Origin of the sequence: Brevibacterium sp. CBA3109 (assembly GCF_040256645.1) — a bacterium.
Lineage (GTDB): Bacteria > Actinomycetota > Actinomycetes > Actinomycetales > Brevibacteriaceae > Brevibacterium > Brevibacterium koreense.
On sequence record NZ_CP158281.1, the window covers coordinates 51,504 to 65,406 of the forward strand.

Below are 13,903 nucleotides of genomic sequence, written 5' to 3' on the forward strand. Positions count from 1 at the left end.
TATGGCCACGTACTCCAGTTCGCTGCGCTCGGGCCTGCCCAGAGTCCCGGGCGGTGAGCCATGGCCCCCAGAAGGCACCATCGGTGAGCCGCTCGAGCCGGGCGCCTCGGTTGTGCCGGAAGAGTCGTTCGAGCCGGAAGCTTCGGCAGTGCTGGACGAGTCCAGCGAGTCGGAATCGACTGATTCCGGCGCCGAGGTGGATGACTCGGTAGAGACCGAGCAGCCTGCCGCGGTCGAGCAGACCGTTGCGGGCGAAGAGCCCGCCGATGAGCCCGGTTCCGTCGGGACCGGCGCGGCGGTTGGCGCGGCCGGTGTCGCCGTAGGCGCAGCTGCTGGTACTGCCGCCGTTGCCTCCGATTCGGAGGCCGACTCCGATGCGATTCAGGATCAGTCGTCCGATTCTGTGGCTGAGGCGAGCAGTGAGGTTCCGCTGCGTCGTGGTCTGCCCCGTGTCGAAGGCGGCGACCCATGGCCGCCCGAGGGCCTCGCACCTGCCGGTGTGAAGGCTCCCTCCAACACTTCTGCTGCCTCTGCTGTTTCCGGTTCGGGAGCGGCACCTGCTGCCCCGGATGTCGCACCCGCTGTTTCGGATGCCCAGCGTGAGCCGGAAGCTCAGATCGATTCCGAGCCCTCGGCTGCACCAGCTGCCGATGCTCCGGTTGCCGCCGCTCCGGTGGCCGCTGCCGCGGCTGCAGGTGCGGGAGCCGCTGCCGGCACAGCCGCAGTCGCGTCCGCCTCCGGTGGTCAGAGCGCAGCCGAGGTTCCTCTGCGTCGTGGCCTGCCCCGGGTCGCCGGTGGCGACCCCTGGCCGCCAGAAGGGTTCGCGCCCGCCGGTGCCAAGGCCGCCTCGTCGAGTTCGGCACCATCAAGTGCTCCTGCGGCCGAGACTTCTGCTGATGCTGGTGTCGCCAACGGCGACGAAGCACCGGCTGCCGATGTTGCTGCGGCCAAGGCCGACACGTCCTCCGCAGCTCCGGCTGCCGGCGCTGGTCCGGCTGCCGCCGCGACTGCCGGTGCCGCCGGTGCCGCTGCCGCCGCTGGTGCGGCGGTCGCCGCGTCCGGGAAGAAATCCTCCGGCGAACTCAGCGACACGCCACTGCGCCGCGGATTGCCTCGCGTCGTCGGTGGGGATCCATGGCCACCCGAAGGCTTCGCCCCGGCGAGTGCCACGGCCACCTCTGCTTCGACCGGAGGCGACGCTTCAGGTGCAGGCTCGGCCGACACCACGTCGACCGGCGCTGCTCCGACATCCGCCGCCACAGCCGCGGACTCTGCTGCCCCCGCTGAGAAGCCGTCGGCAGGCACGTCCGCACAGGCGGATTCCGACTCCTCGTCGGCAGCTCCAGCCGCCGCCCCGGGAGCTGCAGCCGTTGGTGCCGGTGCAGCCGGTGGCGCAGCTGCCTCCTCGAGTGCTGACGAGAAGCCAGCGGCCACCTCGGCGGAGGAGAAGCCGGCCCGTTCCGGATCGCCGAAGTCCACAGGACCGGCGCAGCGGAAGCCGATGGCCAAGCCTGCTGCGAAGACCACGGACAAGCCGACCGCGAAGCCAGCGGCCAAGCAGGCCGACAAGCCTGCCGCGAAGTCGAGCTCCGCACCGGCGAAATCGACTTCCGCCTCGGCCGCGGCCAAGCCGGATGGCGCGAAGAAGAAGGAACCGACGATGATCGGTTCCAAATCTTTGGGTCAGTGGGCGAAGCTCGGTGGTCTCGGTCTCGGCGGCCTCGTCGTCGTGGCCGGAATCCTCGTCCTCGCGGCACGAGGACTGACTACTCTGCCCGGTGTCCCCGAATTCCTCGAGCGCTACCCGGGCGAGTATCACCTGCCGGAGTTCGTCGATGACGGCTTCCCTGCTTGGGCGAGGTGGACGCATTTCCTCAATGTCTTCTTCATGGTCCTCATCATCCGTTCGGGTCTGCAGGTGCGCCACCAGCAGAAGCCGCCGGCCTTCTACACCCCGAAGAAGGGTGGCAAGAAGATCAGCATCAACCTGTGGTTCCACACGGGCATCGATCTTCTGTGGCTGGCCAATGGCGTCATCTTCGTGGTCCTGCTGTTCATCTCCGGGCACTGGGCGCGGATCGTGCCGACGAGTTGGGAAGTCTTCCCGAATGCGGTCTCGGCCATGCTGCAGTACGCGATGTTGGATTGGCCGGCAGAGGACGGATGGGTCAACTACAACTCCCTCCAACAGCTGATGTACTTCATCGTCGTGTTCATCGCGGCGCCGCTGGCTGCCATCACGGGTGTGCGGATGAGCGAATGGTGGCCCAAGAACGCCACCAAGCTCAACAAGATCTATCCCGCACCACTGGCGCGTGCGATCCACTTCCCGACGATGATCTTCTTCGTGGTGTTCATCCTCATCCACGTGTTCCTCGTGTTCGCGACGGGAATGCGGCAGAACCTCAACCACATGTACGCAGGTTCGGATGATCTGAACTGGATCGGATTCATCTGGTTCGTGGCGTCTCTGGCAGTCATTGCCGGAGGTTGGTTCGCCGCCAGGCCGATGCTCTTGGCACCGATTGCGAATATGTTCGGGCGAGTGTCCAGTCGCTAGCGGGATTCGCAGCACCGGATCTCTAAGGCCCCTGCAGGACGATTGAGTTCTGCAGGGGCCTTCGTTGTGCCGCAATACGTCCTGCGGGTGACGGTGCGCGCCAACGGTTGGCAAGTTCTTCTCGACCCAGCGCACGTTTTCCTTGACGACAACCCTTGACCGGGAACTTCGCTGCCTCTATCGTTGATGCAACGAGGTTGCAATGAGTGCAACTTCTTCGTATCAGTCACGATGATGGAGAAGACAAAGATGTCGATATTCACTCTCACGAGATCGGCGGTGTGATCATGTCTCAGATCTCGGCTCCCGCCGCCTCCCCCTCGGTCAAACAGAAGCGCGTCCTGCGCCGGGTCATCTCGGCGAGCTTCATCGGCAATTTCGTCGAGTGGTTCGACTACGGCGTGTACGGATACTTCGCAGCCACGATCGCACTCGTCTTCTTCCCCGCCTCCGAGGGCAACACCGCCCTGCTCGCGACCTTCGCAGTCTTCGCGGTGTCCTTCGTCGTCCGTCCGATCGGCGGGTTCATCTGGGGCCACATCGGCGACAAGATCGGTCGCCGATCGGCGCTGTCGATGTCGATCCTCATCATGTCGATCTCGACATTCGCCATCGGTCTGCTGCCTAGCTACGCCATGGTCGGCCTGTTCGCGCCGGTGCTTCTGCTGCTCGTCCGCCTCGTCCAGGGCTTCTCCGCGGCTGGCGAGTACGCGGGCGCCTCGGCGTTCCTCGTCGAATACGCGCCCCCGGGCCGACGCGGTCTCTACGGGGCAGTGGTCCCGGCCAGCACCGCTTCGGGGCTTCTGCTGGGCTCTGTGCTCGCTGCGGTCCTCACCTCTGTGCTCACCGACGTGCAGTTGGAGACCTGGGGTTGGCGGCTGCCATTCTTCCTTGCGGCTCCCATGGGCCTCATCGGCCGCTATATCCGCACACGGCTCGAAGACACTCCGGCCTTCCGCGAACTGGCCCAGGAGGACGAAGTCATCAAGGCGCCGGTCTTCGCCATGTTCCGCGACCATTGGCGCCCGCTGATCATCGCCATGTGCGCGGTGCTGCTCAATGCGGTCGGTTTCTACGTGGTGCTGACCTATATGCCCACCTATCTCACGACGGAATTAGGGTATGGCGCCACCGAATCCTTCATCGCCACGACGATCGCGCTGCTGACATATATCGGGTTCATCCTGCTGACGGGGCTGGCCTCGGACCGGTTCGGGCGCAAGCGGATGCTCTTCATCGCCTCCATCGTCTTCATCATCTTCACCGTCCCGGCGTTTATGCTTCTCGGCTCCGGCAGCTTCACCGTCGTGGTCCTCGTCCAGATCGCGCTGGGCGGCATGCTCACACTCAACGACGGGACACTGCCGACCTTCCTCGCCGAGATGTTCCCGACGAGGATCCGCTACAGCGGATTCGCCGTCAGCTTCAACCTCTCGAATTCCCTCTTCGGCGGCACAGCACCGTTCATGGCCACCCTGCTCATCGGTGTGACGAACTCGCCGCTGGCACCCGGCTGGTATCTCATGGCTGCCGCAGTCGTCTGCCTGGGCGCGGTCCTCTGTGCCAAGGAGACTTTCCACAAACCTCTGCGCGAAGTCTGATCGCGCAGACGCACCCCTCCCGCCTCACCCGCAACGCACCCCGACTCAACCACGGTTCACCCACACGAGAAGGAGATCTCATGACCACCACAACCGATACCGCCTCCGTCGCCGATCTCGAGCGCCTCAAGGTCCTCCACAACGGCTCCAAGTCGAAGCTGACGTTCTCTGACGCAGAGATGGAGCGTCGCCTGACCGGGCTGCGGGCGATCATGGCCGAGAAGGAACTCGACGCCGTCGTGCTCACCTCGTTTCACAACATCAAGTACTACTCGGACTTCCTCTTCACCTACTTCGGCCGTTCCTACGCGATGGTCGTCACCGCCGATGACTCCGTGACGGTCACGGCCAACATCGACGCGGGCATGCCCTGGCGCACGAGCTATGGCGAGAACATCGTCTACACGGACTGGCGCCGCGACAACTACCTCTATGCCATCCAGGAGGGTCTGCGGCAGCGCGGAATCGCCGCCCCCAGGCGCCTCGGTGTCGAGGACGACAGTCTGCCGCTGGAGAATCGCAACAAGATCCAGGCGGCGTTCTCCTCCGCGAGCCTCGTCGACATCTCGCAGGCCGCGATGCGTCAGCGCATGATCAAGTCGGGCGAGGAGATCGAGGTCATCAAGCACAGCGCCCGGATCGGAGACCTCGGCGGGGAGGCGATCAAGGCCGCGATCACCGAAGGCATCAGCGAGTACGAAGTCGCCCTCATCGGCACCGAGGCGATGGTCCACGAGATCGCCAAGACCTTCCCCGACCAGGAGGTCCGCGACACCTGGGTGTGGTTCCAGTCGGGCATCAACACCGACGGAGCACACAATTGGGCGACGACGCGGAAGGTGCGCAAGGGCGACATCCTCAGCCTCAACTGCTTCCCGATGCCCTCGGGCTACTACACCGCACTCGAGCGCACCCTCTTCTACGGTGAGCCCGACCAGGCCTCGCTCGACCTGTGGAACGTCAACGTCGAGGTGCACAGGCGGGGGATCGAACTGATCAAGCCGGGCGCGGTGTGCAAGGACATCGCGGCCGAACTCAACGAGATCTACTTCGAACACGGCCTGTTCTCGAACCGCACCTTCGGTTACGGTCACTCCTTCGGTGTGCTCAGCCACTACTATGGCCGCGAAGCCGGCCTCGAGCTGCGCGAGGACATCGACACCGTGCTCGAGCCGGGCATGGTCGTGTCGATGGAGCCGATGATCACCGTCCTCGAGGGCCAGCCGGGAGCCGGCGGCTACCGCGAGCACGATATCTGCGTCGTGGGCGAGTCCGGGTCCGAGGACATCACGAAGTTCCCCTTCGGACCCGAGCACAACATCATCCCTGCCTGAGCGCCGCGAGCGCTCACGCACGAGCCGAAGCTGGAAGGACCGGGTCGCTCCCGGAAGTGTCCGCGGGCATCGTCAGTCGGTGCCCGCGGGCGAATACACTGACATCATGCCTCGACAGTCTTCCGACACCTCCCACCGCGGTGCCTCCGTCATCGAGAACACGGTGTCGATCCTCCGCTGCTTCTCCCCCGACCGGCAGGAGCTCGGCGTCACGGAGATCGCGCCGCGAGTGGGTCTGCACAAGAGCACCGTGTCCAGAATCCTCACCGCACTCGAAGCCCAGGGCATCGTCGAGCAGGAATCCTCCCGTCGCTACCGGCTGGGTCTGGGAATCCTCGCGATCGCAGGCCCCCTGCTCGCCGACCTCGATGTCAGGAGGGCCGCCTATCCGATCCTCCAGGACCTCACCCGCAGGACCGAGGAGACCAGCGCCCTCATCGTGTGGAACGGGACCGAGGCGATCACCGTCGAGCAGATCCCGAGCCCGCAGCAGGTCAAGCACACCTCAAGCTTGGGCTCGCGGTATCAGACCGCCTACAGCGCGTCGGTGCAGGTCTTCCTCGATTTCGCTGAGACCGCCGAGGTCCAGGCGCTCGCCGACAGCGACTCCCTCCTCGGTCTGGACTCCAGCCCCGAGAACTTCGACGCCTACCGCGCCCTTCTCTGCAGCAATCGGCAGCGAGGCTACGCACTCAACGATGCCCACACGTCGCCGAACGAGGTCGGGGTCGCAGCCGGTGTCCACGACCATCGCGGAGCGCTCGTTGCCGCCGTTCTCATCGCGGCACCCAAGTTCCGCACCGATGCGGATCAGATCGCAAAACTCGGTCAGTGCTGTGTGGATGCCGCTCAACGGGTCTCGCAGCGCCTGGGTGGCCACTGACCTCGACCCGCCTCGGGCCTCATCGCCGGGTTCGACTCAGCACTCACCTCAGGGCTGCGCGCAGGGTCTTGTCGAAATCGCGGACATGGTCGGCGGCAAGCTGTGCCACCGCCTCCTCGTCGCCCTCGACGATCGCCTCGAGCAGGTTGATGTGCTCACGGATATGTCCGATGAGGTCGGGCATGCGCGGGATGACCAGGCACCAGATCCGCGTCGCCAGATCGTCGAGGCGCACGAGGGTCTCCGTGAGATGCGGATTGTCGACGGAGCCGTAGATGAGGCGGTGCACGGACAGGTCCCGCTCCATCAGAGTCCGCTGATCGACGTCTGTTCCGAGCTCCCGGAGTTTCGAGATCATCGCCGTGAACTCCTCGCGTCGGGTGGCATCGAGGTTGGCAGCCGCCTTGCTAGCGGCGATGGGTTCGAGGACTTCACGCATCTCGGAGATCGTGGACAGATCGGTGAGATCGACGTTCGTGGAAAAGGTTCCGCGGCGCGGGAACGAGACGACGAGATGATCGCTCTCCAAGCGTTTGAGCGCCTCGCGGATCGGGGTGCGGCCGACATCGAGCTCAGTGCTGAGCACGGCCTCGTTGATGGCGTCGCCGGGGGCGATGTCGAGCATGATGAGTCGGTGACGGAGGGTTTCATAGGCGTGGTCGGAGAGTGACCCTCGGTTCGACTTCGGGGCTGCCGATGTGCGCATGGCTCAACTCCTGAAAAACCTGTTGCATTCCGTGACTGACACTGCTTAGAATACAGGAAGACAACTGATATATTAGTTGATGATCAATGATCGAAGGAGATCACATGACACAGCAGATTGCGGATCGGGTCGACCCCTCCGATGTCTCCGCCGTCGTCGCCGACGCCGGCTTCCCCAGCCGGGAGCCCGTCGAGCTGAGTACGCCCATCGCAGACCTCGATCCGCAGATCGCGGGCTTCATCGATGCCGAACTCGCCCGTCAGCGCGAGGGCCTTGAGATGATCGCCTCCGAGAATCACACCGCGTCGGCCGTCATGGCCGCGCAGGGTTCGGTGCTGACGAACAAGTACGCGGAGGGCTACCCCGGTCGTCGCTACTACGGCGGCTGCGAGCATGTCGACGAGGTCGAACGCATCGCCATCGCCCGGGTCAAGGAGCTCTTCGGTGCCGAGTTCGCGAACGTCCAGCCGCACTCCGGGGCTCAGGCCAATGCCTCGGTCATGCACGCGCTCATCCGGCCCGGCGACACAGTGCTCGGCCTCGACCTCGCCCACGGCGGTCACCTCACCCACGGGATGAAGATCAACTTCTCGGGCCGCCTCTACGACATCGTCGCCTACGGCGTGCGCGATGACACCCATCGCGTGGATATGGCCGAGGTCGATCGTCTGGCCCAGGAGCACCGCCCCAAACTCATCGTCGCGGGCTGGTCGGCCTACTCGCGTCAGCTCGACTTCGCCGAATTCCGTCGCATCGCCGACTCCATCGGTGCCTACCTGATGGTCGATATGGCCCACTTCGCCGGCCTCGTCGCCGCCGGCCTGCACCCCTCGCCCGTGCCGCATGCCCACGTCGTGACGTCGACGACGCACAAGACCCTCGGCGGCCCTCGGGGCGGAATCATCCTGTCGAGCGACGCCGCCATCGCCAAGAAGATCAATTCTGCGGTCTTCCCCGGCCAGCAGGGCGGGCCGCTCGAGCACGTCATCGCAGGCAAGGCCGTGGCCTTCGGACTCGCCGCCACCGAGAACTTCGCCGACAAGCAGCGTCGCACGCTGGCCGGTGCGGCGGAACTCGCCCGCCGCCTCGGCGAATCCGATGTCTCCGACCGCGGCATCGGGGTCGTGACAGGGGGCACCGACGTCCACCTCGTCCTCGTCGACCTGCGCAACTCGGTGCTCGACGGCGGACAGGCCGAGGACCTCCTCGCCGAGGTCGGCATCACCGTCAACCGCAACGCCGTGCCCAACGACCCGCGACCGCCGATGGTGACCTCGGGCCTGCGCATCGGCACTCCGGCCCTGGCCAGCCGCGGATTCGGCTCGGCCGCCTTCGCCGAGGTCGCCGACATCATCGCCCAAACCCTCATCGCCGGAACCGCAGAGACCGGAGCCGCTGCCGAGACCATCGCTGAGCTCGGTGCCCGCGTCTCCGCGCTCGCCGCCGACCACCCGCTGTATCCCACCATCGCAGAGATCGGAGCACACTGATGGCCGACCAACTCCCCGAACACCCGGACTTCCTCTGGCGCAACCCCGAGCCGAAGGCTTCGTACGACGCGATCATCATCGGCGGCGGCGGCCACGGTCTCGCGACGGCCTACTACCTCGCGAAGGACCACGGCATGACGAACATTGCCATCCTCGAACGCGGATGGCTGGCCGGGGGCAATATGGCCCGAAACACGACGATCATCCGCTCGAACTACCTCTGGGACGAATCCGCAGCGATGTACGAGAAGTCCCTCAAGCTCTGGGAGCAGCTGCCCGAGGAACTCGACTACGACTTCCTGTTCTCCCAGCGCGGTGTCCTCAACCTCGCCCACACCCTGCAGGATGTGCGTGAGTCCCAGAGGCGTGTGAATGCGAACGCGCTCAACGGCGTCGACGCCGAATGGCTCGACCCCGAGCAGGTCAAGGAGGTCTGCCCGATCATCAACATCGGCGATGACCTGCGCTACCCGGTCATGGGCGGGACCTACCAGCCGCGTGCCGGCATCGCCAAGCATGACCACGTCGCCTGGGCCTTCGCCCGCAAGTGTGACGAAATGGGCGTCGACATCATCCAGAACTGTGAGGTCACCGGAATCGAGCGCATCGGCGACAAGGTCGTCGGCGTCGAGACCAACCGCGGCAACATCGCCACCGAGAAGGTGGCCATGTGCGTGGCCGGAGACTCCTCGGTGCTGGCCGATATGGCCGGGATCCGACTGCCGATCCAGTCCCATCCTCTGCAGGCCCTGGTGTCCGAACTCTTCGAACCCGTCCACCCGACCGTCGTGATGTCCAATCACGTCCACGTCTACGTCTCCCAGGCGCACAAGGGCGAGCTGGTCATGGGCGCCGGCGTCGACTCCTATAACGGCTATGGGCAACGAGGCGGCTTCCATGTCATCGAAGAGCAGCTCGCCGCCGCGGTCGAACTCTTCCCGATCTTCGCCCGCGCCCATGTGCTGCGCACCTGGGGCGGCATCGTCGACGTCACCCTCGACGCCTCACCGATCGTGTCGAAGACCGAGGTCGCAGGACTCTACGCCAACTGCGGATGGGGCACCGGAGGCTTCAAGGGAACACCTGCCGCCGGCTACACCTTCGCCCACACCATCGCGAACGACGAACCGCACCCGCTCAACGCCCCCTACGCGCTCGACCGGTTCGAAACCGGTCACCTCATCGACGAGCACGGCGCGGCCGCCGTGGCCCACTGACCGGATCGACTCAGGAAGGACGACCATGCTTCTCATCGACTGCCCGCACTGCGGGCCACGCGACGAAACCGAATTCCACTACGGCGGGCAGGCCCACGTTGCCTACCCCGCCGACCCCCACGCACTGAGCGACCGGGAGTGGGCCGAGTTCCTCTTCTATCGCGACAACGACCGCGGCCTCTATGCCGAGAGGTGGAGCCACAGCCTCGGCTGCCGCAAGTGGTTCAACGCCGTCCGCGACACCGTGACCTATGACTTCACGGCCATCTATCCCATGGGCGATCCGCGCCCGACTCCAGCCGAAGGTGAGGCCGCACGATGAACTCCCCACACACGAGCTCCGCGGATACCGGCACACGGCGCCTGCCGCAGGCCACCGGGATCGATTCCTCACGTCCCCTGCGCTTCACCGTCGATGGTCAGTCCTACTCGGGTTTCGCCGGCGACACGATCGCCAGCGCGCTCATCGCCTCCGGCCGCATCGACTGCGGCGCCTCGACGTACCTGGGACGGTCCCGCGGGATCCTCAGCGCCGGCATCGAGGAGTCCAACGCCCTCGTCCGCGTGCAGCCGCGCGTGGCCGGTGATGTCAGCGAATCAATGCTTCCCGCCACCCGTGTGCCCATCACCGAGGGCCTCGAGGCCGACTACCTCTCCGGCCTGGGCATCCTCGACCCCGGTCAGGACGAACTCGTCTACGAGCACAAGCACATCCATGTCGATGTCCTCATCGTCGGTGCCGGGCCCGCCGGCCTGGCCGCCGCCCGGGAGGCCGGGAAGTCAGGAGCCAGGACGCTCCTGCTCGACGACCGGTCCGCTCCGGGTGGGTCGCTGCTCTCCAGCCCGGGACGCAGTGTCGAGGGAGGCCTCGACGAGTCCATCGACGATGTCTCCGCCACCGAGTGGATCGAGACCACCGTCAAGGGCTTCGCCGAGGCGGAGGAAGTCACGTACCGTCCGAACACGACCGTCTTCGGCAGCTACGATTCGAACTTCTTCGTCGCCCTCGAAGACCGGACACGCGAACTCGTCGAGACCGAGGGCACGGGCTCCGGCGCGAGTACCGACTCTGCCGACGGCGACCGGGACAACACAGCCTCCCGCGCAGGCACCCGGCAGCGGGTGTGGCACATCCGGGCCAAGCAGGTCGTGCTCGCCACGGGAGCCCATGAGCGCCCCATCGTGTTCGCCGACAACGACCGCCCGGGCATCATGCTCGCCTCGGCCGTGAGGACCTATCTCAACCGCTTCGGCGTCGCCGCGGGTCAGCGCATCGCGATCGCTGCGACAAATGATTCGGCCTACGAACTGCTGGCTGATCTGCACGCGGCCGGCATCGACGTTCCGGCGATCATCGACTCCCGGACCACCGCCTCGGCGATGGCTGAGAGAGTCGTCGACACGACGGGAACCCGACTCATCCTCGGCTCCACGGTCACCGGCACCGCAGGCCAGGGCCCGGCGGGGCGCATCAGCCGGGTCACCGTCGCAGCCCTCGATGAGGACGCTGTGGCGGCCGGTCACGGCGAAGACATCGACGTCGACCTGCTGGCCGTGGCGGGAGGGTTCTCCCCGGTCATCCACCTGCACGGACAGCGCAGGGGCCCAATCGTTTGGCGCAGCGACATCGCCGCCTTCGTCCCGAGGACACCGGTGCGCGACCAGTTCACCGTCGGCGCGATCAATGGTGACTACTCCCTCGAAGCGGCTCTCAAGGACGGTGCCGAGGCGGGTAATGCCGCAGCCAACCGCACCGGCTTCGCCGCCGCACTCACCGTTCCCAAGGCCGCGGCGATGACCTACGCACCGGCGCGCCCACTGTGGCTTGTCACCTCGGCCGAGGACGATCACACGGCGCTGACCACGCATTTCATCGACTTCCAGCGCGATCAGAGTGTCGCAGACGTGCAGCGGGCGATGAACGCAGGCATGCGCTCGGTCGAGCACGTCAAGCGCTACACCTCGATCTCGACGGGAGGCGACCAGGGCAAGACGAGTGCGGTCAACGCGATCGGCGCCATCGCCAGCATCCTCGGCGAGACCGACCTGGGCTCGGTTGGGCACACGACCTTTCGCGCTCCCTTCGCCCCGGTGCCCTTCGCAGCATTGGCCGGCCGGCGGAAGGGCGAGCTGTTCGATCCGGCGCGCATCACCGCGATCCACCCCTGGCACGTGGCCCACGGAGCCGAGTTCGAAGACGTCGGAGGGTGGAAGCGGCCCTGGTACTATCCCCGGCCGGGCGAGGACATGGAGGCAGCGGTGCTGCGCGAGGGCAAGGCCGTGCGCGAATCGGTGGGCTTCCAGGACGCCTCGACGCTGGGCAAGATCGAGATCCGCGGCACCGACGCCGGCGAGTTCCTCGGCCAGATCTACACGAACGGCTTCAAGAAGCTCAAGGTCGGCAAGGGACGCTACGGTCTCATGTGCAAACCCGACGGCATGATCTTCGACGACGGCGTCACCCTGCGCGTGGCCGAGGACCGCTACTACATGACCACGACCACCGGCGGCGCCGCGACCGTCCTCGAATGGCTCGAGGAATGGCACCAGACCGAATGGCCCTCACTCGACGTCGTCTTCACCTCGGTGACCGAGCAGTGGTCGACCGTCGCGGTCGCCGGCCCCAGGTCGCGAGACGTCATCGCCAAGATCGCCCCCAACCTCGACGTGTCCAACGAAGCCTTCGAGTTCATGGGCTTCCGCGAGACCACCCTGGCCAATGGGATCCCGGCGCGCATCTGCCGGATCTCCTTCTCCGGTGAGCTGGCCTTCGAGGTCAATGTCGAGAACTACTACGGCCTGGCCGTGTGGGAGGCCGTCGCCGAGGCGGGAGCCGAGTTCGACATCACCCCCTATGGCACCGAGGTCATGCACGTCCTGCGCGCCGAGAAGGGCTTCATCATCGTCGGTCAGGACACCGACGGGACCGTGACCCCACAGGACGCGGGAATGGAATGGATCGTCTCCAAGCTCAAGGACTTCATCGGCAAACGCTCCTACTCACGGATCGACACGGCCCGCGAGGACCGCAAACACCTCGTCGGGGTCCTCCCCGTCGACGGCACAACCCGGCTGGCCGAAGGCGCGCAGCTCATCACCGCCGGCACCCCGGTGACCCCGGAGGCCGGACCCGTGCCGATGATCGGCCACGTCACCTCCTCCTACATGTCGCCGAGCCTCGATCGCCCGATCGGTCTCGCCTTCGTCGAAAACGGCCGGAACCGGACGGGTGAGATCATCCAGACTCCGGTCGCAGGCGGCCTCGTCGACGTCGAGATCACCTCGCCCGTCTTCTACGACCCAGAAGGGAACCGCCGCGATGGCTGAAACCACCCACACCACCCAGCAGCACCAGACTCAGGTGCACACCGTCGAGTCCTCCGCCGAGGAGCTCGATGCCCTCCGCGTCTCACCCGGAGCCCACCTCGCCGAGGAGATGGCCACCGCTACCAGGGCCGGCAGAGACGAGGTGGGCCTGCGGGAACGGGCGTTCACCGTCCAGCTCGGGCTGCGCGCCACGCCGGGAACCGCCTCGGCCGAGGCCCTCGAGTCCGCTCTCGGGATCACCTTGCCCACGCAGATCGGCGAGGTCACCGGTGACGAAGCGGGACTGTATGCGCTCTGGCTGAGTCCCGATGAGTTCCTCGTCGTCGACGTCTCCCGGCGTCAGCGGCCCGGAGAGACCCTCGTCGCCGAGGCCTCCCTCGAGGGGCTGCCCGGACAGGCTGTGGACCTGTCCGCGAACCGCACGATCCTCGAACTGACCGGGTCGAAGGCCCGTGAGGTCCTTGAGAAGAGCGTCCGCACCGACCTCCACCCGCGGGCCTTCGGCGTAGGCACGGCGATATCGACCCAACTGGGGCCGGTGCCGGTCATCGTGCACCACTCCTCGGCGCTTGAGTACCGCATCTACCCGCGGGCGAGCTTCGCGGACTTCACGATCCGTTGGCTGCTCGACGGAATGGCGGAGTTCCTCGCCGACTGACGCAGAGCGGGCAGCGGAGCGCGGGTTCGGAAGGCGCGAACTCTGCGCAGGCCGCGAACCGAGCGTCCGAAGTTGACCAAGGTGATCTTGTCACCCAATGATTGAGTACACCCATCGAGCAAGGAAG

Annotated in this window: 10 protein-coding genes; 9 read left to right on the forward strand and 1 reads right to left on the reverse strand. The window is 66.1% G+C overall.

Features of this window, described 5'->3' with window-relative positions; genetic code table 11:
• The first annotated feature begins 1 nt into the window (after position 1).
• The 4 genes from AAFP32_RS00225 (at position 2) to AAFP32_RS00240 (ending at position 6,378) form a co-directional block, all read left to right on the forward strand.
• Positions 2–2,560 (forward strand): cytochrome b/b6 domain-containing protein, encoded by a 2,559-nt coding sequence (locus AAFP32_RS00225; protein WP_350270111.1) that lies wholly within the window; start codon positions 2–4, stop codon positions 2,558–2,560.
• Between the two features lie 287 nt (positions 2,561–2,847).
• The gene (locus tag AAFP32_RS00230; protein WP_350270112.1) at positions 2,848–4,161 is read left to right on the forward strand and encodes an MFS transporter; all 1,314 of its coding nucleotides are present in this window, start codon (positions 2,848–2,850) and stop codon (positions 4,159–4,161) included.
• A gap of 80 nt (positions 4,162–4,241) precedes the next feature.
• Positions 4,242–5,495, forward strand: a complete 1,254-nt coding sequence (locus tag AAFP32_RS00235; protein ID WP_350270113.1) for an aminopeptidase P family protein — start codon at positions 4,242–4,244, stop codon at positions 5,493–5,495.
• A 106-nt stretch (positions 5,496–5,601) separates the two neighbouring features.
• A complete protein-coding gene (locus AAFP32_RS00240) occupies positions 5,602–6,378 on the forward strand; it encodes an IclR family transcriptional regulator (RefSeq protein WP_101642955.1) in 777 nt (258 codons plus the stop codon).
• 43 nt (positions 6,379–6,421) lie between these two features.
• Here the strand turns inward: AAFP32_RS00240 and AAFP32_RS00245 are convergent, their stop codons facing one another.
• The gene (locus AAFP32_RS00245) at positions 6,422–7,084 is read right to left on the reverse strand and encodes a GntR family transcriptional regulator (protein WP_101642775.1); all 663 of its coding nucleotides are present in this window, start codon (positions 7,082–7,084) and stop codon (positions 6,422–6,424) included.
• Between the two features lie 104 nt (positions 7,085–7,188).
• Here AAFP32_RS00245 and glyA point away from each other — a divergent pair, with 104 nt between their 5' ends.
• Genes glyA through AAFP32_RS00270 form a run of 5 tightly spaced genes read left to right on the forward strand, consistent with a single transcriptional unit; the run spans position 7,189 to position 13,776 of the window.
• Positions 7,189–8,574: a serine hydroxymethyltransferase gene (glyA, locus tag AAFP32_RS00250; RefSeq protein WP_350270114.1), complete on the forward strand. Its 1,386-nt coding sequence runs from the start codon at positions 7,189–7,191 to the stop codon at positions 8,572–8,574.
• The gene (locus AAFP32_RS00255) at positions 8,574–9,791 is read left to right on the forward strand and encodes a sarcosine oxidase subunit beta family protein (RefSeq protein WP_101642773.1); all 1,218 of its coding nucleotides are present in this window, start codon (positions 8,574–8,576) and stop codon (positions 9,789–9,791) included. The genes glyA and AAFP32_RS00255 overlap by 1 nt, the downstream gene beginning before the upstream one ends.
• A 25-nt stretch (positions 9,792–9,816) precedes the next feature.
• On the forward strand, positions 9,817–10,113 hold the full coding sequence (locus tag AAFP32_RS00260; RefSeq protein WP_092104863.1) for a sarcosine oxidase subunit delta: 297 nt from the start codon (positions 9,817–9,819) through the stop codon (positions 10,111–10,113).
• Positions 10,110–13,118 (forward strand): glycine cleavage T C-terminal barrel domain-containing protein, encoded by a 3,009-nt coding sequence (locus AAFP32_RS00265; RefSeq protein ID WP_350270115.1) that lies wholly within the window; start codon positions 10,110–10,112, stop codon positions 13,116–13,118. The genes AAFP32_RS00260 and AAFP32_RS00265 overlap by 4 nt, the downstream gene beginning before the upstream one ends.
• Entirely contained in the window at positions 13,111–13,776 is a 666-nt protein-coding gene (locus AAFP32_RS00270) for a sarcosine oxidase subunit gamma (RefSeq protein ID WP_350270116.1), read from the forward strand. Before AAFP32_RS00265 ends, AAFP32_RS00270 begins: the two co-directional genes overlap by 8 nt.
• Positions 13,777–13,903 lie beyond the last annotated feature (127 nt).

What these genes read in the sequence shown, in the direction of transcription:
- AAFP32_RS00225 (WP_350270111.1), top strand. Translation starts at nt 2, where the DNA reads ATGGCCACGTACTCCAGTTCGCTGCGCTCGGGCCTGCCCAGAGTCCCG.
- AAFP32_RS00230 (WP_350270112.1), top strand. Translation starts at nt 2,848, where the DNA reads ATGTCTCAGATCTCGGCTCCCGCCGCCTCCCCCTCGGTCAAACAGAAG.
- AAFP32_RS00235 (WP_350270113.1), top strand. Translation starts at nt 4,242, where the DNA reads ATGACCACCACAACCGATACCGCCTCCGTCGCCGATCTCGAGCGCCTC.
- AAFP32_RS00240 (WP_101642955.1), top strand. Translation starts at nt 5,602, where the DNA reads ATGCCTCGACAGTCTTCCGACACCTCCCACCGCGGTGCCTCCGTCATC.
- AAFP32_RS00245 (WP_101642775.1), bottom strand. Translation starts at nt 7,084, where the DNA reads ATGCGCACATCGGCAGCCCCGAAGTCGAACCGAGGGTCACTCTCCGAC.
- glyA (WP_350270114.1), top strand. Translation starts at nt 7,189, where the DNA reads ATGACACAGCAGATTGCGGATCGGGTCGACCCCTCCGATGTCTCCGCC.
- AAFP32_RS00255 (WP_101642773.1), top strand. Translation starts at nt 8,574, where the DNA reads ATGGCCGACCAACTCCCCGAACACCCGGACTTCCTCTGGCGCAACCCC.
- AAFP32_RS00260 (WP_092104863.1), top strand. Translation starts at nt 9,817, where the DNA reads ATGCTTCTCATCGACTGCCCGCACTGCGGGCCACGCGACGAAACCGAA.
- AAFP32_RS00265 (WP_350270115.1), top strand. Translation starts at nt 10,110, where the DNA reads ATGAACTCCCCACACACGAGCTCCGCGGATACCGGCACACGGCGCCTG.
- AAFP32_RS00270 (WP_350270116.1), top strand. Translation starts at nt 13,111, where the DNA reads ATGGCTGAAACCACCCACACCACCCAGCAGCACCAGACTCAGGTGCAC.